This window comes from Chryseolinea lacunae, assembly GCF_016735595.1.
In the GTDB taxonomy this organism is placed as follows: Bacteria; Bacteroidota; Bacteroidia; order Cytophagales; family Cyclobacteriaceae; genus Chryseolinea; species Chryseolinea lacunae.
Genome location: NZ_JAERRB010000003.1, coordinates 722,986 through 744,317, shown reverse-complemented (window position 1 = coordinate 744,317; position 21,332 = coordinate 722,986). Strand labels below are relative to the sequence as shown.

The window sequence follows — 21,332 nt, the reverse complement described above, 5'->3', positions numbered from 1 at the left end:
TCTGTTTTTTAACGTTAGTGGTGGGAAAATTCCCATACCAGTTTTGCTCTGCGCCAGTGGCGCGTCCAATGCTCATCCGTTTTCACATGACCTTTGCGCACATATTTAAACACATGGTGTGCCAGGTCGTTTACGGGATAAGCCTCCGTGTTGCGGGTCACGATGCCTTCGCGCGTGCAGGGTTCATTTGTCCGGATGTCGTACGATTCCAGCACGCTGTGTTGGCGGGCCAAGGTTAACACCTCGTCTCTGAGTTGCTCTTCGCGCTCCGGCGTTGCCGTCTTGATTTCCGGCACTGTTGGAAAATCGAACAACCCTGCATAGAACTTCACTTCATCCCAACCCAGCCACATGTCGTGTTGGCGCACGGCGAAAACGTAATAGTGATGCTCCAGTTTTCTATATTCAATGGAGTGGATGGCATACAGGTTCTCACCAAAAATTTCAACATCGCCCAGATCGTTTTTGATCGACTCCCAATGTTGCCGGATGGCTTTTGTCCAGGCCGACACCGTGGGCGCGGCGTGAGAACGGGCAAACACACCATAGCGACTCAGGCAATTGTTTTCGCCATCCAGCTTTTCGGTGTGCACGATCTGCTTCATGCGAAGCACGTCGCTCCAATAGTCGGCATTGATGCGATCGTCGCTGGTGGTGCCGGGCGAAAATGGATAGTGATAGGTTCTTCCATATTTTCTTGAAACACTCATAAAATCAAATTTAAAATTTCACAATAAACTACGATCAAGCCATTGTAGGATAACGGCCTCGAAGCGCACGGAATGCCAAATGCACACTGCGCGTTTTTACACCGGAACGGTCCGGATAAAATCAATTCGCAAAATGTTTAGTGAGTAAAGCGGCAATACCATGCTGGTCCTGAAGAAATCAGGATCATAAAGCAGAATATGGTATCACATGACAGGCATTTTTTAAGTCCCTCTTTTAATAGGGTTATACATCGTTGTCACCAGCAAAGGTAAACATTGTCTGCTAATACGGAAAGGGCTCGAAGAAGTTGCCGGCGATTTATCTTGATGACAACCGCGCCGTGCTGTCTTTCGAAAACCGCCAGATAAATCCGTCAAGCACATAGTGCGTGATCTGTGGCAAGACCAACAATGGCACAACAATCGAAAGCAAAACCGGATTCTCTAAGGGCGCCAGCGACGTGAGAAATGGGAACACACCAACGTGATCTTTCCACACCAGCACATCCCAAATGGTTTCCTCAACATATGCGAATGCGAACAGCACACCTGAAAAAATGGCAACACCCCGCCAGGAAAACGAGAAAGTGCTCTGGGCCTTCTGCTCTCCATAGATCCAGATCAGCCCCATGTAGGGAACGCCGTGTGCCACAACGTTGAGCAACGTGAATATCAAATCCCCTTCAAACATCACAATGCCGACATACCACGACAGATAAGTGCCGGCCATGATCAGGTTTTTGGGGATGTTGAACGCTCTTCGGCGGTAACTTTGCCAGAGTTCCTTTGCGCTGTAGGCAATGATGATGACAACATAAATTGTCTTCAGCGCTGTATCCCAACCTTGAAGGGGAATGGAAATGAAATCGCCCGACACAAACCAGCTTAGGCTGCCTGTTAAATGCAGATGCCAGTAGAGCAAGGGATAGAGTGTGGCTGCGTAGATCGACACGCCATCGAGTATGCGCACTGCGATGTTGTTATTTTCTTTTCGCGAATACAACCGCATGAACCCGTATTGCTGTCGAACAAAATGAAACACGGCCACATAGGCCAGGATGCGCCAGAAGATTGCGGCATCATAAAGGTGAAGCAGAAAGCCGATGCCAAACGAAGCAACAGGAATGATGAGCAACAGGTTTTTATATTTCGAAAACGTAGGTCTATCCCAATACAGCCGGAAGAGCGTGCTGTATACGTGGCTCACATCGATGCACAACACAAGCACCACCCACCACACCGCCGACACTTGCTGATGTTGGATAAAATAATCCTGAAACAAAATCACCACCGCCACCGGAACAAACGCGGGTGCCAGAATGAGAAAACTCTCTTTCACAGGATCGGCGAGCCAGGGTTGAACGGAGGGTTTCATGATTCTGTAAGCAACGCGTGCGCCGCGGTGTGTCCCTGATAAAACGCTTCTTCAAAAATTGAAAGACCGCTGAGGTCGGAATGCGCGAAGAATATTTTTTTATTCAACGCACGACCGGCATTTCTCCGGTTGTCGCTCCACATAAACCCGGGCGAAGGTTTGATCATGCCATGGCCCCAGATCCAGATGTTTATGTCGGTGATGTATTTCTCGATGTCGTGGTGTGCCACTTTCAGATCGGCGAGGATGGTATTGGTCCACTCGTCGGGAGTAGTTTTGTATGCCTGGTTTCGGAGCACGGCCGCATCAGCACCCAACATGGGATGGTAGTAGGTGATTATTTTTTCCGGACCCGACAGGCCGGTGTGTTGATTCATGGCATTGACATAGCCCAAGGATTGGCTACCGTAAAAAACGTTGTCCCAACTGAGCGGCTCTCCCTTCTTCTCGGCAAGCCCTGCTGTTGTGGTGATGTTGGCAACCATCCACGGCGCATAGTGAAACGTTTTGTAGTCGATGACTCTGGGTGTTTGCAAAAGGCGTTGTGTCACAAACTGTGGCGTGGCCATGATGACACTGCGTGCGTGGATGACGAGCGACGAATTTGTTTTCGCATCGAAGCATGTCACGTCCACACCTTGTGATGTTTCTGATATGGTATACACAAGGGTGTTTGTCCTGATGTGATTGTGCACCGGTTGTCGCAGCTGTTTCACAAGCCAGAAGTTTCCCTCCGGCCACGTGAGCACGGCATCGGATGTTGCATTGGCGCCGTGGCCTTTGCGCGATGCGAAATAGTGGATGCCGGCCCATGCCGAAGTGTCGGCCAGCGACGAGCCAAAGTCATCCGCACAACAGTAGTTCACATACCATTTCAAATAGGGTGAAGCGAACTGATGTTGCTTCAGAAATTCTTCCATTGAGATGTTGTCCCACTGCAACAATTCAGGGTCTTGCGAGCTTTCGGCTACGGGTATCATGAACGCTTCGCGGCCATCACTGCCTTTTTTGTTTTTGAAGTCGTGCATCATCGAAAGAAATCGTTCAATTTCTTCGCGATCTTTTGCCGGCACACCCTCGCGCGGAACGAGGCCCTCCTGCCAATATTGATTGATCAACAAACGCTCCTTGGGATCGAAGCACAGATAATATTCATTGAACACCGGAAGCCCGTTTTCATAGCCCGTTATCACATTCGACTCGCGCAGGAAAGCTGTCAGCTCCGGGTCATTGGCGTTAGGCAGCGGCAAGTAGTGCGCGCCCCAGGGATAGGATGTCAACGCGTTGCTTCCGCCTAGCGAATTGCCTCCGGTCTCTTCGGCCATCTCGAGCAACACAAAGTTGTTTGTTTGTTTTTTCAGAATGCGCGCCGCCGACAAACCCGCCACGCCTCCGCCAACAATGACCACGTCTGTTTGCTGCGATGAAGTTGGCTTTCCAAAATCCATGGTGCGGAGCCGATGGCCCAGCTGGGCGTTGGCTCCTGCGGTATGCGCCGTGTAGTGAGGTTGGGATGAGCAATGTTGCAGGGCGGGCAGCATCAACGAGGCTCCTACGCCTTGCGCCATGCGGGTCACAAAATTTCTGCGCGTTATCATCGTGTGTAGTCAGCCCATTCTTTTTCAAACGTGTTGACCAGAACCTGATTGTTCAGGGTGTTGTAGGCACTTTCCACGGCGCTCATGTCGGGTGGAAAATTGTAGAGCTGGGCCACGCTGGCTTCGTTCACAAATTTTAAACCGTTGGGAAAATGATAGGTTTCTTCCGGCTGTTTTTCGAATGCCAGCACAAAACCCCATTCGCCAAACGAGGGGACATAACAATGATAGGGTTGCGTGTCGAAGCCCGCTTTGTGCAGCGTGGCGTCTATGATCCAGAACGACTTTCGCGCCACAAAAGGCGATGTCGATTGAATGACCAAGCAACCACCCGGTGCCAGTATGCGGTGCAGCTCGCGATAGAAGCTGGTCGTATATAGTTTTCCCAGCGAGTAGTTTGACGGGTCCGGAAAATCGATGGTGATGAAGTCAAACAATTTCTCCTGACCTCTGATCCAGACAAACGCGTCCTGGTTTATCACACTCACCTTCGCCGATGACAAAGAATGTTCATTCAGTTTTTGCAGCGTCGCATTGGAGCGAAACAATGTTGTGACAGAAGGATCGAGATCGACCAGCGTAATTTTTTTAACCGACGGATACTTCAGGATTTCACGCACGGCCATGCCATCGCCACCGCCAAGCACCAATATGTTTTCCGGGTTTTTCAAACGGCTCATGCCGGGATGGATCAATGCTTCATGATAGCGGTATTCATCGAGCGAACTGAATTGAAGGTTGCCATTCAAAAACAGGCGCCAGTCGTTCACGCCACGCGTCAGCACGATGCGTTGATAGGGGCTTGACTTGGCATACACAATTTTGTCGGGATAGGTGAGCGTTTCTGAAAGCGCGGTCAGTTTTTCGGAGAAAATAAAACCCGTGGCCAGCAATAACAAGCAGATGATGGAACTCCATTTCAGTCGTGGATAAGCACGAATGTCTTCTTTGAACCTGTATGCCACCACCCAAGCCACGCTCACGTTGAGAAACCCAAAGAAAAATGATGTGCGCAAGAGGCCGAGGTAGGGAATGAAGATCAATGGAAAAAGCAATGACGCGAAAAGCGCGCCAATGTAGTCGAAGGTGAAAATTCTGGACACGAGGTCGCTGAACTCGATGCGGTCTTTCAGGATGCGCATCAGCAATGGAAGTTCCAGTCCCACCAGTGTGCCCGTGAGCACAACCAATGCATAGAGGATGACGCGGAAATAAACAACCTGCTCGAAAAGGATGAACAGCACGCCGGCGCTGAAGCCGCCCACCATACCCACCAAAAGTTCGATGGTGATGAACCATGACAACAGGTTGCTGCGCAGAAATTTTGAAAGGTATGAGCCAATGCCCATCGCGAAAAGGTAGGTGCCGATGATGGTCGAGAATTGTGTGACCGAATCGCCCAGCAGGTAACTGGCCAGTGTGCCGGCCACCAGTTCGTAGATCAGTCCGCACGTGGCTACCACGAACACAGAAATAAGCAGCAGCCATTCAAAGCTTGCCGCCGTATCTCTCTTTGAAGTCATCACGAAAATTGTCTAGCTGTGAATCGCCGAACCGATGATGATGCCCATGGCGATCATGAATGCACCAGCCACGATGGCAAGTGCCACGTTGTTCTTCTCGATGATTTCTTTCCAGAGATTTTCGGGCGTGATCTTTTCAAAGAACCAGAAACAAACGCCGAGAATCAGAATTCCGACGAGTGAAAAGATGACCGATGCCATAACGTATTTCCATTCCATAATGCTGTTGTTTTATTTGTGATACATATAACTTCTTCCACCGCCCACATGATGTGTTCCGTTGTTGTGCTCTTTTTCGGTATGCGTGGGGTTGAACCATTTCCAGCCCACCATGTGCGAATAGATGAAGAACCCCATCACAGCAGCGGCATAGCCGATGTAATACTTCAGTCCTTTAAGATCGTCGAGATTCATAGTGCTGTGCGGTTTAATATTCGTAAGGTGAATAGTCGCTTTCGGACCATCGCTTTTTCTCCATCCAGTTTCTGCGGATAAAATAGCCGATCGGAAAAACGGACAACATGAGCAGCGTGAGCCAGAAGTTTGACCACGCGGCCACATCGCGTTTCACGGTCAGCGAAAACTCGTGGCTCGATGTGCTGAACTCCGGATAGATATTGATGTGATATTTTCCCGCGGGAATTTGCGACAGGAACGCTTCACCTTTTGTCGACCCTTCGGACCATGATTCGCCGTCTTCGTAGCCTTGATAATATTCCACGTCTTTTGTGAAGATCGTTTCTGTTCCTGTGGTTTCGTCGATCAGTGAAAATTCGGCAAAGAACCAGTCGTTCAGCAATGGCGCCACCACAACCACTTCCAGACTTTTCGAACCGCCTTCGAGGGTGAATGAGGATGTTTTAAAAAACTTTTGGTCTTTCAGATCGGCTTGAAAAAAGTTGCCCTGATACACTACTTTCTCTTCGGCGCTACCGCTGAAGAACATCTGTGCAATCAGCAAGAAGATGAAGACCAATATTGAAAAGCTAACCACCGCGCCATTTTTAATTTTGCCCATCATCGGCTGTGTGTAGCCCATGCCGGTTTTGGATGGAAGCTTGCTCACCGGAATCTGAAACGCGCTGGCCACCTCGCTGGGAGTCATGTATTCGCCCTTGCACCAGAGGACGCTGTCGTCGCTTTTCTCCAACGCGAAGAGCAGGGGTGGGGCAATGAATTCCCGGTTGAATGTGGTTTCAGTGATGTGAACAACGTCGAAAAAAAACTCTCCTACCGCGTAGATCACTTTGGCTTTGTATTTCTGAAAGAGGCGAAAGTGAAATCCCTCGTCAACAAAATCGCTTGCCGACATGGCCAGTGGCGGAACATCGTCGACAGGCCACACCATGTTCCAGTGGCCATTGTATTCCGACAAAAATGCGTAGCCCTCGAAGGGATTAAAGATGATGTATTCTCGCCAGTCGTATTTGTACTTTTGTTCCTTCTTCACCACAAGCCCCATCACTTCATACACCTTTCCATCAATCTTGCCTTTCGCGCCAATGGGCAGCACGGGCTCATAGCTTGTTCCAAACGTGGTGAGATCCTTACTCCATTTTCCAACGCCGAAGTATGTTTTGCACGAAGAACATGTGAGCGCCAAAGTCATGGCTTTGCCGCGAACGGTGTTCACCGTCTGGCATTTCGGGCAGGCAATCGTGTAGCTACTTCCACTCATTCCACTCGATGGTATTTTTGAAGTTGAGCCTTTCGGCCAGAATTTTTTCGCCACTCAGGAACGACACATTTTTTTTGGGCTCCAGGAAAAAGAACGATGTCTTTGTGGTTGCGCTCGCCTGCACTACAAAAAATCCGGGCGTGAAAAAATTCCATGCCCCAATCTCTCCGGCGAACGAAATGCCTTCACACTTCTCGACGTACTCTCCGATCAACTTCAACTCATTCGACATCTTGACCGACGCACCGGCTCGAAGTTGTGCAGGATCGCCCGCGAATTTTTCCCACGCCGACAAAAAGATGGAAAAGCTTCCAAACGATTCGGCAATCCAAAGACATTTGCCACGACCATATTCGGCGCACCAGAAATTTTTATAGTCATTGCGCAACTGCAACCGGCAGCGGCCCACGAGGTGGAATGTTTGCTGGGGCAATTCGCAGGTAGATCCTATTTTCAGAAAAGTCCAGTCGTCGGGCATCTTCGACTGCTCGGGTGTGTTTTCGTCGCCGGTGGCTTCATGAATGTAAGTACCGCAGCTTTTGCAAACAATCAACGACGACTCGATCAACGTTACGGTGTGCAACGTGTTGCAACTGGGGCAGCTGTGAACATCTCCGCGCTTCATAGTTATCGGTCAATAATTTGTTCGAAGCGAACTTCGGCCTTGAAAAATTGCTGCACAGCAGCATACAACAGACGCGTTGTTGCCCGGTTGTCTTTCATATAGTTGGACAAAAAAACATCGAACGTGATGTAGTGTTGCTCGGGCCAGGTGTGGATGGAAAGGTGCGACTCGGTGAGACAAACCACGGCGGTGAAACCTCCACCGGGAAAATCGTGATATACTTCGCCGACCTTGCTCAGGCCCAGCAGGGCAATCTGACTCTCTATGAAAGTTTTGAACGACGCATGCCCTTCAATTTTATCGGCGCTGGCCACAGAAAAATTTGCCACGATGTGCAAACCGGGAATAGGCGTTCCCCGGGAGGCGAGGATGGGTTCGGGAGAGATTTGGTTCAAAGACGCAACGTTTTGGTAAGAATAGCAATTTTTTGATTACGGTTCAATACGTCACCTCGTCAACGACTCAATTAATGCCCGGCCGAAAATCCTTGTTGGATTACCCGCCTCCAAACATTCGCAACAACAAAAAGCACATGGCCTGTTCGATTTAGCCGAGGGTCGGTGCTGGCAGTTTAGGTTGGCGATTTGTGCAGGCATGGAATTTATTTATATTGTTCGCAAATATCCTCTCGTCGGTTCAGCCGTGCCCGTTTCATCTATGTTTCTGTTATGCTGTTCGTAATCCTTTTGTTCATGCTCGGTGCCTTTGCGTACCACTACCGGCCCGCGGGCGACGCCCAGAAGGAACTCATCTTTTCGTCTCCCTATTCCATTTCCATCCTTTCAAGTCTCAGCATCCTGATCGTTTCGATGGCGATTGTAAAGTTTTTTCCGGAGAAAAAATCAACCGAAGTTTCTCTCTATACACCCACAAACAATTTTCAGGTGTTGAACGCGAACGACACCACGCTTTCGGAACTGGCAAAGCACCCAACGCCTTTTCACTATCAACTTTTTCTGGCGTGCACCAGAGATTCGCTGGGCGAAATTAAATTGGCACGCCTGCAGCGCAGCTACGAAACGTTGCTTCACGAAACGGATTCTTCTGTGCGCAACACCGCGCATTTTGCCCTGGGGGCGCTCCACCTCAGAGCCGGAGCGTTCGATTCGGCCGCAGTTCATTTTGACCATGTGCATCAGCATGATTTGCCCTATCTCCATTATTGCAAAGGCCAGCTTTATGTGAAGCGCAATCAGCCGCAGAAAGCCGAACGTGAATTCAGACAGGAACTCCACATTGCGAACGGAAACTTTGAAGGTGCACTATCCTACCTTGTTGACCTGTACACAAAAGACAAACGCTATTTTCAACTAAAGGAACTTCTCGCCTACAACCCGTCACCAGAAATTTTTCCGGACGTGCTCCGTCGCCACACCTATTTAACGACCGGCGACTATACGCCCTATGGTGCGTCGCTCCTGAGTTCGGTGTGGCACAGCGCAAACACTATTGGGTTTATGGCCGCCTTGTTGATTGGTGGTGTGTGGTTTGTGTATGTGTTCAAGCTTTCAATTTTTGAGACACACCCTTCACCTTGGCCCATGCTTGTTCTTTTCTTTGGCGGCGCCCTCAGCACATTGCCTTGCCTGGTGTATGTGGATCTTCACTCGCTCTATATTCCCTGGGAAGCAGACCACACCTTTTGGAATGACTTGCTCTATGCCATTGTGATGATCGGCATACCCGAAGAGTTTGTGAAGATTGTTCCTGTGTTCTTCTTTCTCCTGGTGATGCCACGGGTGAACGAACCCATCCACTACATTCGCTATGCTGCTGCCAGCGCGCTGGGCTTTGCGTTTGTAGAGAACCTGCTATACTTCGAAAATCTCTCTACAGGAATCATACACGGGCGAGCTTACCTCTCGGTGATTGGCCACATGATTGCCTCGTCGGTGGTGATCTATGGTTTTGTGCTGGGTCGGTTCAAGCTTCGGAAAACAAATCGCGCGCTCATTGTTTCGCTTGGCTTCGTTGCCGGGGCGGTGGTGCACGGGCTCTACGATTTTCTGATCATGCAAAACCTGACGCTCTTTTTCGTGATTTACTTCATTTTTATGGTGCAAGTGTGGATCATCATTATCAACAATTGCCTCAATCAGTCGCCTCGGTTTTCATACGCGCGTGTGGGTGAGCTTGACAAATCGAAATATGTGGCCATTGCGCTCACGGCGATTTTTGCCTTTGAATATTTGCTGGTGGCTTTTGTGAAAGGTCCCGAAAAAGCCGACTATGAATTTTATGCGAGTCTTCCGTTTGCCGGCACCCTCATCATCTTCTTCCTGTCGAACCTGGGAAGCTTCAACGTGGTGCGCGGCTATTGGCGCGACATTTATTTCAGCAGTCGCGAGAAAAAAGGCTATGGCACATTGAACCGTGGCTTCCTGCTCACCAGCTGGTATTTTGTGAATGCCATTCGCGCACACAACTATGTGGGCCAGCGCGTCTCGCTCTGCAACGATCCTTACAATAAAAATCTGCAAGGCTTGTTGGAAGATGGACTGGAGGGCTCCATTGTGACGCGCGTGGTGTTGAAAGAAAAGGACGACCTCGATCCGCATTGGTTTGTGGTGAAGCTTGACCAGCCCTTCCCGTTCGAAACCGCGAACCAACGCTATGTGCTGGTGAAACTCCGGAACCAAAACGACTCGCTGCTGCACGAAGACGAGGTGCAGATCTTCTTCAAGTCCATACCCGATCTTGATGTGCTGAAGTCCCGGCATCCGCGCAAAGACGCCTTCCCATTTCACGGTTGGGTGTTGATGTCGCTGCTGATCGGTCCCGTTTCACGCGAAGTATCCTGAAACATTACACATCATCCCAACCCAGCGCACAAAAATTTTGCGTGCGTGACTAAAATCTTACTTTTGACCCATATTGTTTTCCGAATGAATCGTTTTTGCATCCTCCTCGCGGCCTGTTTTCTGACCGCCTTTTCTTTGTCTGCCCAAACCCCGGGCAAACGCACCAACTACAAGCTCCTCTGGAAAATCTCCGGCAAGGGCCTCAAGTCGCCGTCCTACATCTTTGGCACCATGCATGTGCAGGACAATCGCGCCTTCGACTTTAGCGACTCGGTGTTGCTGAAGATTTCGGAATGCAAGGCGTTTTCGCTCGAGGTGCACCCCGACTCGATCGTGAAAGCCCTTCTTCCCATCATGATCGGTCAGGCAAGAAGCGGCAAGAATAAGTTTAAAGAACTTCTTAACGAAAAGGAATACAAAGAAATCGACAGCCTCATGCAGAAGCGCACGGGGCTTTCGCTCGACAAGCTGAAGACTCCCACCATGGCCCGGATGTTCCTGGAGAAACGCTTTGGAAAAAAAGAGAAAAGCACGTTCCTCGATGCCTACCTCTACAACATTGCGCGCCGGCAGGGCAAAAGCATCGTCGGCATCGAGAACGCGAAAGATCAACTATCGGTGCTCGACAATTTTTCTGCGGACGATTTTCGCCGTGCACTGCTCGACACTGCGTCGACTAGTGCCATCAGCATGCCCTCGCCATTCACAAGCATGATCAGCCTCTACTACAACGGCGATATCGATGCGCTTCGAAACTATATAAAAGACAACCCCGCCACCACCGCCGACTATTACAACCAGCTTATCACACAGCGAAACCTGGGCATGGCCGTGAACATCCGGAAAGAAATTCACAAGCAGAGCACCTTCTTTGCCGTGGGTGCCGGACACCTGGCAGGCGACGAAGGGCTCATTCATTTGCTGCAGCGGGAAGGCTACACGGTGCAGGTGGTGAAACCAACCTTCACCGGGCTGGCTAAAAAATATAAATATGAAAAGCTGGAAGAACCCTGGTATACTTACACCTCCAGCCAGGGCGCTTACTCGGTGACGATGCCGGCCAAACCGATGGAACTGAAGATCGATTCGATTGCCCTCACGTTTCAAACCTATGTCGACATTGGCACGCCCGTGGTTTTTCAAACCACTTACATCCCGCTGGGTGGACAGTTTAGAGGGAAGTCGCCAAAATATGCGCTCGACAAGCTGGTGGAACGCATGGGCAAAGGCCGACTCAGGATGGACAAAGTGACGCGCATTGAGGTGCAGGGTCTTGAAGGACGTGAGATCATCAGCAATCAAGGCGGCGCGTTCGTTCGCATGCAGATTTTGCTGCGGGGCGATATGGTATACATGCTGCAAGCGTCACCACAGCGTGATGTAGCCTTTTCTGCAGATGCCGAAAAGTTCTTTCACTCGTTTCGCACCCTAGAAGTTGGGAAGACGGAGTGGAAAGATTTCACCGTGCCCCAAGGTGCATTCACCGTGCGTCTGCCATCGGACGTGAAGTCGCAAGTCATTAAGCCGGATCCTGAAAAATTTGGTGGCCGCTACACGCTCAACATTTTTCACGCGACCGACCAGGAACTTTCCGAAACATTTGTGGTGCGCTACAATGATTTTCCATCGAACCTCGCCTCCGAAGACGATAGCGCATATTATGCCAGCATTGCCGTGAACATGGTGGAGGCCATGCAGGGAAAAAATATGCAACAACATGAAGCGGTTGTTCAAGGTCTGCGCGGATCGGAGTTCACCTTCGACGTGGGCGAAAGCAGCAAGGTTAAAGGGCGCGTGGTGTTGCGCGGTGGCCGCACGTATCTGTTGCTGGCCACGGGACCCAACAACGGCGCGGTGTCGAATGTCGATAACTTCATAAATTCTCTTCGCTTCAATCCGTATTCGAAACCGCAGCTAAAAGAATTTGAGTTTCCGTCCCATCATCTCAAGATCATCTTGCCCGCATCGTTTCCGGCCGACTCCGTTGGCTATCCCAAGCCCGACGACTCAAGAGACAGCGGCTATGTCGAGTATGCTGCCGTGGACGGAGCTTCCGGCATCAACTACCTGATGACTGTGGACCGGCTGTCGGACTATGACCACTATGACAGTGAGGAAGATTTTTTTACCGATCAGAACTCCCGCTATGAAGACGACAGTGTGGTTTCCAGGACATTGTTGCACGACAAAAAATTCTTTGGTCAACAACTAAAGGTTACCCTTGCCAAATCAAATGCCGTGTTGCACGAAAAGTTGCTGATCTATGGTCAAACCATCTATCGTTTGCTGGTGCGTCTTCCCGCCGACGCAGACCCTTCGCTTGCCACCAATTTTTTCGCATCGCTGAAGGTGCCCGAGCAAAAAGAAACGTGGAGTCTTTTCACTGACAAGACAGCAAAAATTCTTAACGACCTTTCTGCCAAAGACACACTTGTTTCACAGAAGGCCAGCCGCTATTTGCCTGCCTATGACTTTAAACCTGCGGCGCTGACAGCCCTCTATGAAGCTCTCGGCAAGTCGTATGCCGACGACGCCAAGGAGTCGAACACACGCGAGAAACTATTCACCGTGCTGAACAACGTACACGATGGAACTACGATCGATTTTATCAAGCGAATCTATTCCACGCTGCCCGACACGTCAGACTGGAAAGCCGATGCATTGGAAGTGCTCACGTCTATGCGAACACACGCATCATCGCAGGCATTTATTGAGCTCTTCGAAAAAGAAGAAAAGAAAAAGGATTTCGCGCCCTACCAACTCTTGCATCCCTATTCGGATTCGTTGCAACTGCTGAACAGCACGTTACCCCGTGTGCTCAAACAATTGCCAAAGTTCGAGTACGCCTACTATGCACTGCGGCTCACGCGCGAAGCGATAGACAGCAACGCATTGGATGCTACTTCGAAAGCGAAGGTCTTTGAAATAATTCTTGCGCTGGCGCAGGAAAAAGTAAAAACGATCGCGTCTGTCGTGAACAGCGAAAACGCTTTTGAACAGGACTCTTACTATGAAGGGATTGCGAACATACTGATGTTGACGCCGGCCACAGAGACTATAAAATCCATTTTCGTTGCCATGAACAACCCGCTGATGCCCGACACCCGCATTGTGACAACGAAGTTTTTTCTGAAAAATAACATGAAGGTCGCTACAGCTGATTTGGACGCCATGGCAACCGATCCCCTTTATCGCATCCCGCTCTACGATTTGTTGAAAACCTTCGGGCAGGAAAAACTCTATCCACCCAAACTTCTCTCGCAGGAGAAGTTTGCCGAAGGAGCACTCTATGAATACATGAACTATGAAGACGGCATTCCCGAACACATCAAGTTGGTGGAGACGCGTGCCGTCCGCTACAAAGATGCACGGCAAAACCTGTACGTCTATAAATATCAATATCCGGACGACAACACCTGGTATGTTGCCGTCAGCGGCCCATTCCCTGAAAAAATAAAACACGTGCCCGACCAAGGCGATTATACCTATGCGTCCTATGAAGAGTTTGAAAGCAAAAAGTTAAATGAGATCTTGAAAGGGCTACTCGACGAATCGGTAGAGTTGCTCAAATAGCAACATCATTCAGAGACTATAGAAGAAACCCTGGCCTAAAAGCCGGGGTTTCTTTTTTATGACCCAGCCATACTTCAAACAAATTGGTCAAGACCAAAAATGAAATAGTCGCGTTCGCAAAAAAAGAAACCCCCGGGTCGATCCGAGGGTTTGTGTTTGTGTTTTCTTCAGGCCAGTGTTTGTTCAAGATTTCGACAAGGGGTTTGTTTCGAAACGAGTCGATCTTTCTAAGATCGTCGTCGTCATTCCATCTGCCCCATCCATAGTGGCCACTCAGCAGTTTTTGCAGTCGCGGTTCGAAGTTGTTGCGCGTAATATACTGTTTTATCTGGTCCAGACGTCCCTCCACTTCACCGCGAATGATCCGCCTGCGTGTGATGATGTTCGGGAACACGCGAAGCCTGAATCGCCATGTCTCTGTTAAGGCATACTTCGGATAATGTTGTTTTGTTTTTGGATCAAAGTGGTAAACCAATTCAAAGAAACTTTTCTCCTTGTCGCTGAATTTTTTCCGTCCGAACTCGTAGGGGCTCAGCTGTTCAAACTCTTGTGGTTTTTCAACATAAATCTTTCTGCCAAAGCGGCGCTTTTTCACTTTAAAATCTTTGCGATGGCTAAATTTCGTGTTGTTGATTTTATCCAGCAGTCGTTGAAAAAACGCGCCGTCTTTTCCGCGGGCTACGTCTGGTCGAACTACAAATTTTCGGATCCATCCGTGCTGATAGGGCTTTTCCAGTTTTTCGAACAAGGCTTCCCTCCATTGCTTTCTGGCCAAGGCACGTCGCTCTCTGGAAAGGCCAATCAACATCTTGTCAAAATCCTCACGTTGTGCGCGTTTCCGGCGACGCGCAGAGCGCAAACGGGTCATTTCCAAATATTCGTTTACATTATCTTGCATACTCATTTCTTCTTATTGTTTTGGAATGCATTCGTCGACTGATAGTGAAAGTTCTTTGTCGGTAAGAATCAGCGAGAGATAATTCAACGCTTCCGCTGATGGTGATCCTGCTTGCTCCAAAGCATTCAGTTGGTTTTCCAACACAGCATGAAAATCATAATAATCTTCCTTTTTCACAAATCCGTCGCGGCGCACCCAGTCCTCTACGCTGAAGCGTGTCACAAAGTCGGCGATGGTTGCTTCCTCCATACGCGTGTGCACCGTGAGGTATTGCGCCATTTTCAGTAGCAATAATTTGTTTCGTGCCAAAAGGCGATCGGCTTCCTTCAGTGCGTCGTTGATGAGCGCCACAGCTTGCTGCGAATGATGTTCATCGTGATAGAACAAATCAGGATCTTTACTGGCTTGCGCAACGACACGGATAGGGTCTGTGCCCATGGCAAACTTGCGAATGGCTTTGTTGGCAAGTTCCGTTGCATACTCAATATCGGAGCTCACTCCCGCCGATGTGAACGAGTCGCCAAAGACCAGTCGCTCGGCCGCATAACCTCCGAGCGAAACGATGATGTCTTTGCGTATCGAATCTTTTGTCATGCTTCCTTCCGGATAATTGATGAGACAAAATCCCTCGGCATCACCGGCCGCAGTTTTCGAAACCACCACGCCGGGCACGATGCGAAAGGTCAACGCCGCCAGCACTGCGTGACCGGCTTCATGCACGGCCACATGGGCTTGCAGGTTTTTGTTGGAGACCTTGCGCAGCGTGTCAACTTTCAGGCTAACCTTGTCTTCGAAGGTGTAGGGAGCGTCGCTTCCAACAGGCTGAACAGTGAACTGAAATTTGTCGTCAGCAAAACGCCATAGCACAGAGGCCGCCTCTGTTCCCCTTTCAAAAATTGCCAGGGCCACTTTGCCTGTTCGCGATTCGATGAGGTTTCCAATGGTGGTGAACACAGGCCGCGTGCCTTGCGTGGGGAACACGCCTTCGGCATACACAATATCTACCACAGACTCATCAAAAATTAGCGTCCAGCCAAACGTTTCGTGAGCAAAAGCCGCCACACGATTCAGTTCGCGACGAATCAATTCCTGGAAGTGCTCCTTGCGGAACGACTTGTAGATGATGTGGTTGTTTCCCAACCGCGCGATCTGCTCGCTGCGGAAGCGCTCGCGCAACGCGGTCTTGATGGTCGCCACCGTGATGCGCACCGTGGCCTGGTGAAAATCGTCGGCGCTAATATCCGGGTTCATGCTGCCGTTCATGAGATAGGCTTCGTCGAGGTTGCCCAGCACAAAAATGAAAGCGTGCGACAGGTCAAGTTGCTTTGTAGCTTGCCGCGTTTTGATTCCCTCCAGCAGCATAACTTTCAGTTCAGTGAGCGAACACTGTTTGATACGCTCGCGGATCTGATCAGACATGAAGGTTGGGTTATTGTCGAAGAGCCACTTCACACCTTCCACAAAATCGCGCGACAGAAAGTAGCTTTTGTTTACGGCCACACCATAGCGTGTACTTTCGTCGAAGTAGTAGTCTTTGAAACATTGCAAGAACGCCTCCTGGCCGTCCGCAATTTCGCCGTTCACCAAACGCACGCCGGCTTGTTCCGCCTGTTCGAGTCGCGTCAGTGCCTGGTCGGCTCGCAAAACACAGATCGATGCATCGTCGGAGATGTAGTTGAGTTTGCCGGAGTCCAGCAATTCCCAAACAACACGCAACGAATCGCGCTGAAGTTCTTTTCCGCCGGAAAGTGTTTTTGCAAACTGGAATTCGTCGAGACAAATGATGGACGGCTTCGCGTGAAAATGTTCAAGGTCGTTGGTGAAAATATTTTTCAGCCAACGTTTCGATTCAAATTCGCCCATGTCGAAATGGGCGTACACATTTTCAAACTCAAGCAACGCCACGATGGATTCTACCAGAGCAGTCTTGCCCGATCCGGTAAGTCCCCATAAATTTATCACCGCGGGGCGCCGTTGGGCCTCCGGGAAAAGATACCACGGCATCAGCAGCAACATCGTTTCGTCGATCACATCGTCGAGCCCGATGAAACGTTGCTTCAAAGCCGCAGTCACGGCAGACAGTTTTTCTTTTTTAGCAAGCCACGCTTGTTGTTGTATTTGTGTTTTCATTTGGTTTCAGTCTTTTGCCATCCGCACCACGCGCGGATGAAATTTTCCTTCTACTTCAATTAATGTTCCCTGGCTCTTCATGATCACCTCAATGTCTTTGTAGGCACCCGGTGCTTCTTCGGGGCTTCCGCCGATGAGTGTTACCTTTTCGGCTTGCAACATTTTTTTGAGGCTGCTCATGGTGATTGAGTCCTTCGCTTTTTGGCGCGACATTTTCCGACCCGCGCCGTGTGCGGCCGATTGTATGGACAAGGCATTGCCCAGTCCGCGCACAATGTAGCCCGGTGTAGTCATGCTGCCGGGAATGATGCCGTGCACGCCTTCGCCAGCGGGTGTTGCACCTTTGCGATGAACCACATACTCCGTATTGCCGTGCGTTTCTTTCCACGCGAAGTTGTGATGGTTTTCTACCGTGGCCACAGTCTTCACGCCCAGTGCGCGACACACGTTGTGATGAATTCGATCGTGACATGCTTTGGCATATTCGCCCGCGAGGTTCATGGCCAACCAATAGGCCTGCCCTTCGTCACTGTCGAGTGTCAGCCAGGCGAGGTGACGGGCTTCGCGAGGCAACCGGCATTTGGCGATGGCCACGTTGGTGTAGTGCTGCGCGATGTTTGCGCCAAGACTCCGCGAACCCGAGTGCGACAGCAGCGCTGCATAGGCACCACCCGGAAGCTGAAGCGTGTTCTCTTCGTGCAACATCACCACGCCGAATTCAACAAAGTGATTGCCCGACCCCGACGATCCCAACTGACGCGCGGCTTTGCCATGCAACCGGCGCAGCAACTCGGTGCTTTGAAAATGTGGATGATCCAGTATGGCATGATCCTGACGAAATTCCAATCCGCCGTCGTTGCCAAAGTGTGTGTTGTCGTGCAATGCTTTCCTGGCTGCGTACACATTGCGATCTACATAACTTCCGGGCAGGTCCAGGATGCTCAGTGCCATGCGGCAACCGATGTCCATGCCCACACCATAGGGAATGACGGCGTTTTCTGTAGCCACCACACCGCCAATGGGAATGCCATAGCCCTGATGCGCATCGGGCATGAGGGCGCCCTTCATAACAACCGGCAGGCGCATCACCATTTCCATTTGTTTGATGGCGTTGCTTTCGATGTGTTTGTTGCCAAACACTTCAAAGTGTTTCGGTTCATCGGCCAGATCAAAAAAGTCGTGCGCCACTTCGAGCGCCGTTTTCGACATCAGTTTCAACGCCAGCACGCTAAGCGTTTCGTGATCGTGATAGTGCTCCGGGTGTGTGAGCACGGTGTTGATTGTATTTATTTTTTCTTCGTTGGGTGTGTGTTTGAAGTGGCGGTTCATAATGTTTAAGGCCAGGCTTCGGATAACATCCGACGGAAATTCTATACCCCTCATTTCCTGAAGGGTGAGTTTATGTTTGTCCATAAATAGTGTTGTCCGGGGCTTTGCGAAAAGGAACGCATGAGATTGCTGCGCCAACGTTTTTGACGAAGGCATAAAAATCCCGTGAGTTATTTGTGACGCTTTTGTCGCGAAAAAACAACGCATACTTCCTCGCGCGCGAAGCCCGAAGATTAAGAATTAAAACTTGGTAATGATAAATGCCGTCCTGATCCAGTAAGATTTACCGTGGCGACTATTTGGGGATATGTAAACTGAGTACCAACATAAATTTTCTCCCTCGGTTTTGTTAAAGATGAACAAAGGCGAAATGCTGATACAAAGATATCATGTGTTTGCAATTCATCAAGACCAGCGTTGTTGTTTTCTTTAATTTAGGAAGATTCTAAAAAAGCAATCGCATCAATGAAAGTTAATGACAAAGAAAATGTACACGTCCCTTTTAGTTGCAGGCTTTCAACTTTTGATTATCGGCTTTTGAGGTAGGCCGTCAAAAAGAATATTCCGTAGATCCAGAAGTTGTAGAGAAAAGTATAGAACACGGCGTAGATAACGCTCATGGGCAAGTCGCCTTTGGTGTGTTTTGAATTTTTGAACACCAGTCGCAATGCGCGAAAGAATATCCAGTAGAGCATGGCCACAAACGTGGCGAACGTAATAAAGAGCATACTACCAAATGCCCACAGCACCACCGCCAACAGCCCCGCCACAAGCAACCACAATAATATGCTGATGACTATTCCCACAATGAGGCCGATGCCAGCCTCGTCGTCAACATCCAGGTTGATGTCAACATCCGGAACAGAAAAATTCGAGGTGTCGGGAGCAGGTGGTATTTTTTTCAGTACATCCGTCACACGGCCCACATTGTCTTTCAGCTTCACGCCATAATACAGCCCCGCCGTTATGAACGCGCAAAACACCGTCGACAAAATGGTGGTAGACAAGAATGAGTTTTCGAAAAAGGTGTGGTGCGAGCCAAGGCCCAGCAGGTAAACACCCAAAATGGTGAGCACGATCACCAGGAGGCTGATGACGAATACGATTTTGGAATCCAGAAGCCGATAAGTTCTAACGACAGGCCTTCTCATAACGATTTAGGTTCAACAGGTTCGGGGCAACGAAATTAGGGCAACACCTCTGCACATACAATCCAAGGTTTCAGGGATGCTGCAATGCTATGCCCTAAAATTCGCTACCGACCGTGATACACGCCGGGTGTGCTGCAATCGAGCCAATAAAAGATTCAAAATTTACAAACAACTTTGAGAAGATTTCCTCCTTGGAAACACAAAAAAATATTTCACCGAGAGGTCCACTCTATAGTTAAAGCGAGAAGGTCCGTTTCATTTTTGAACTGTGTCCGGCCACGTTCTAATTCTTGTACACTTTCACCACAAAAACAAAGTCCTGCCAACGTTTCACCTGCTGCACACGGCTGGAATTTTTGAAGGCGTTTTGTTTGGGAAGCACAAGGGGCAGCGAGGCGCTGTCGACAGAGACCTGGTTGATTACATCCACCAGCACCGTTGACTTAATGGCGAACGCGGCGCCCAACGTTTCTGTTTGCAAGCCGCTGATCACACCCACGAGGTCGCCCCGCGTGTTCAACAACGGACCGCCGCTGTTGCCGGGATTCACGGGCACCGACACCTGGTAGGCATTTGGATTTTGTTTGAAGCCGGTGAGGGCGCTAACCGACCCTTCACCAAACACAATGTCTTCTCGTGGATAACCCAGCGTATACACATCTTCGGCGAGGCTGGCTTCCACTTTCGAAAGGGTGAAGGGCAACGGTTGCGCCATTTCGTCGGGGCGTTTTTCGATTTTGAGAATAGACACGTCGTTGGCCGGGTCGCTGAAGATGACGCTGGCTTTGAGGGCTCCGAATTTTGCGTTCTCTATAATAACGGAGTCCGATTCGCGAATCACGTGATAGCTGGTGGCCACATAGCCGCCCGACGAAATGAGGAAGCCGGTGCCTGCAAAGGATTCGGGCCTTGGGTTGGGTTTTTCTTTCACCTCGGCCATGTCTTCCATCATGAGTTTTTGCGATTTGCGGATTTGCTCCACTTTGCGTCCCAACTCCTTATATATAGCAGTCTGTTTTGTGTCGAGCGAGCGGGTCATGAACAGGGTGCCCAAAATGCTGATCAGGGCCACCGAAGCGGCCACGGCGGTCATCCAATAGCGTTTCCAGCCTGTGGGGGTGTCCAGGGGAAGAGTTTTCACCGGCATTTCAATTTCGCGGTGAGCTTCGTCGAGGGTTTTGAGCACGGCAGAACGTTCGCCGTAAAATTTGAGCGCTTTCACCAGGGCCAGGTGTTTTTCTACCCGTTCCTTAAATTCCTTGTCTTGCTGCATCCGCGCTTCCAGGGCGGCCGCTTCGGAAGCGGCGAGGGTGCCTTTGGCGTAGCGATCCAGCAAATCTTGTTCGGCAATCATACTATTCTATTTCTTTGTATCCGTCAAAAAACAATTTCTTCAGTCGCTGCAGACATTTGTACTTCTGATTTTTAGCATTGTCTGCATTGGTATACCCAAACTTTTCGCGGATAGTTTCCATGGAAAGGTCGTGGATGTAAAAATCTTCGATGATCGACCGGCAAGGCTCACCCAGTTTGTTGAGGGCATCTTCCATGCTGTCGAACTGTTTCTCCTTTTCTTCGGCGCTGGCCACTTCCTGGTCTACGCCCAAAAAGGACTCGGTTTCCTCGATGCTTCCGTGAAAGCGCTTTTTGGCGTGCAATCGCTTGAGCCAAAGCCTTCTGCACACGGCATAGAGGTAGGTTTTGATCTTGCAGGTGAGGATAAAATCCGCCTGCTGGGCGCGGTCATAAAACGCCATGATCGCCTCCTGGTAAATGTCTTTCGCTTCCTGTTCGGAGCCGCTGTTGGTGCAGACCAGGTTCACGATCATGGGATAGTGGGTCTTGTACAGCTCCCGGAGCGCCCCCTCGTTCTTTTTCCGGATCTCTGAAACAATCAGCTCGTCAAAATAATAGGCCACGTAGTGCGTAAGGTTGGTTTTA

At 49.9% G+C, this 21,332-nt stretch carries 17 protein-coding genes; 2 read left to right on the top strand and 15 right to left on the bottom strand.

Going from position 1 to position 21,332, the window contains the following annotated elements:
• Positions 1 to 14: 14 nt before the first annotated feature.
• The 9 genes from JI741_RS12430 to JI741_RS12390 form a co-directional block, all read right to left on the bottom strand.
• Complete coding sequence (locus JI741_RS12430) at positions 15 to 710, bottom strand: RNA ligase family protein (RefSeq protein ID WP_202009776.1); 696 nt, start codon at positions 708 to 710, stop codon at positions 15 to 17.
• A gap of 319 nt (positions 711 to 1,029) precedes the next feature.
• Entirely contained in the window at positions 1,030 to 2,085 is a 1,056-nt protein-coding gene (locus JI741_RS12425) for a hypothetical protein (RefSeq protein ID WP_202009774.1), read from the bottom strand.
• Positions 2,082 to 3,683: an FAD-dependent oxidoreductase gene (locus JI741_RS12420; RefSeq protein ID WP_202009772.1), complete on the bottom strand. Its 1,602-nt coding sequence runs from the start codon at positions 3,681 to 3,683 to the stop codon at positions 2,082 to 2,084. The genes JI741_RS12425 and JI741_RS12420 overlap by 4 nt, the downstream gene beginning before the upstream one ends.
• Positions 3,680 to 5,206, bottom strand: coding sequence for a polyamine aminopropyltransferase (locus JI741_RS12415; RefSeq protein ID WP_202009770.1), 1,527 nt, complete (start codon positions 5,204 to 5,206; stop codon positions 3,680 to 3,682). The genes JI741_RS12420 and JI741_RS12415 overlap by 4 nt, the downstream gene beginning before the upstream one ends.
• 12 nt (positions 5,207 to 5,218) lie before the next feature.
• Entirely contained in the window at positions 5,219 to 5,425 is a 207-nt protein-coding gene (locus JI741_RS12410) for a DUF350 domain-containing protein (RefSeq protein ID WP_202009768.1), read from the bottom strand.
• A gap of 12 nt (positions 5,426 to 5,437) precedes the next feature.
• Positions 5,438 to 5,620, bottom strand: a complete 183-nt coding sequence (locus JI741_RS12405) for a hypothetical protein (RefSeq protein WP_202009766.1) — start codon at positions 5,618 to 5,620, stop codon at positions 5,438 to 5,440.
• 13 nt (positions 5,621 to 5,633) lie between these two features.
• The gene (locus JI741_RS12400) at positions 5,634 to 6,884 is read right to left on the bottom strand and encodes a DUF4178 domain-containing protein (RefSeq protein WP_202009764.1); all 1,251 of its coding nucleotides are present in this window, start codon (positions 6,882 to 6,884) and stop codon (positions 5,634 to 5,636) included.
• Complete coding sequence (locus JI741_RS12395; RefSeq protein WP_202009762.1) at positions 6,871 to 7,509, bottom strand: hypothetical protein; 639 nt, start codon at positions 7,507 to 7,509, stop codon at positions 6,871 to 6,873. Before JI741_RS12395 ends, JI741_RS12400 begins: the two co-directional genes overlap by 14 nt.
• 2 nt (positions 7,510 to 7,511) lie before the next feature.
• The gene (locus JI741_RS12390) at positions 7,512 to 7,904 is read right to left on the bottom strand and encodes an S-adenosylmethionine decarboxylase family protein (RefSeq protein WP_236676016.1); all 393 of its coding nucleotides are present in this window, start codon (positions 7,902 to 7,904) and stop codon (positions 7,512 to 7,514) included.
• 297 nt (positions 7,905 to 8,201) lie between these two features.
• On the opposite strand from JI741_RS12390, the gene JI741_RS12385 reads away from it, so the two are divergent.
• Complete coding sequence (locus tag JI741_RS12385) at positions 8,202 to 10,310, top strand: PrsW family glutamic-type intramembrane protease (RefSeq protein WP_202009760.1); 2,109 nt, start codon at positions 8,202 to 8,204, stop codon at positions 10,308 to 10,310.
• A gap of 135 nt (positions 10,311 to 10,445) precedes the next feature.
• Positions 10,446 to 13,883, top strand: a complete 3,438-nt coding sequence (locus JI741_RS12380) for a TraB/GumN family protein (RefSeq protein WP_236676015.1) — start codon at positions 10,446 to 10,448, stop codon at positions 13,881 to 13,883.
• A gap of 16 nt (positions 13,884 to 13,899) precedes the next feature.
• On the opposite strand, the gene JI741_RS12375 is transcribed toward JI741_RS12380, so the two are convergent.
• The 6 genes from JI741_RS12375 to JI741_RS12350 form a co-directional block, all read right to left on the bottom strand.
• The gene (locus tag JI741_RS12375; RefSeq protein WP_202009756.1) at positions 13,900 to 14,787 is read right to left on the bottom strand and encodes a hypothetical protein; all 888 of its coding nucleotides are present in this window, start codon (positions 14,785 to 14,787) and stop codon (positions 13,900 to 13,902) included.
• 6 nt (positions 14,788 to 14,793) lie between these two features.
• Positions 14,794 to 16,911, bottom strand: a complete 2,118-nt coding sequence (locus JI741_RS12370; RefSeq protein WP_202009754.1) for a hypothetical protein — start codon at positions 16,909 to 16,911, stop codon at positions 14,794 to 14,796.
• A 6-nt stretch (positions 16,912 to 16,917) separates the two neighbouring features.
• Positions 16,918 to 18,324, bottom strand: a complete 1,407-nt coding sequence (locus JI741_RS12365; protein ID WP_202009752.1) for an RtcB family protein — start codon at positions 18,322 to 18,324, stop codon at positions 16,918 to 16,920.
• Positions 18,325 to 18,767: 443 nt separating this feature from the next.
• Positions 18,768 to 19,391: a hypothetical protein gene (locus JI741_RS12360; RefSeq protein WP_202009750.1), complete on the bottom strand. Its 624-nt coding sequence runs from the start codon at positions 19,389 to 19,391 to the stop codon at positions 18,768 to 18,770.
• A gap of 283 nt (positions 19,392 to 19,674) precedes the next feature.
• A complete protein-coding gene (locus JI741_RS12355; RefSeq protein ID WP_202009747.1) occupies positions 19,675 to 20,745 on the bottom strand; it encodes a S1 family peptidase in 1,071 nt (356 codons plus the stop codon).
• Between the two features lies 1 nt (position 20,746).
• Positions 20,747 to 21,310 (bottom strand): RNA polymerase sigma factor, encoded by a 564-nt coding sequence (locus tag JI741_RS12350; RefSeq protein ID WP_369411765.1) that lies wholly within the window; start codon positions 21,308 to 21,310, stop codon positions 20,747 to 20,749.
• Positions 21,311 to 21,332: the final 22 nt, after the last annotated feature.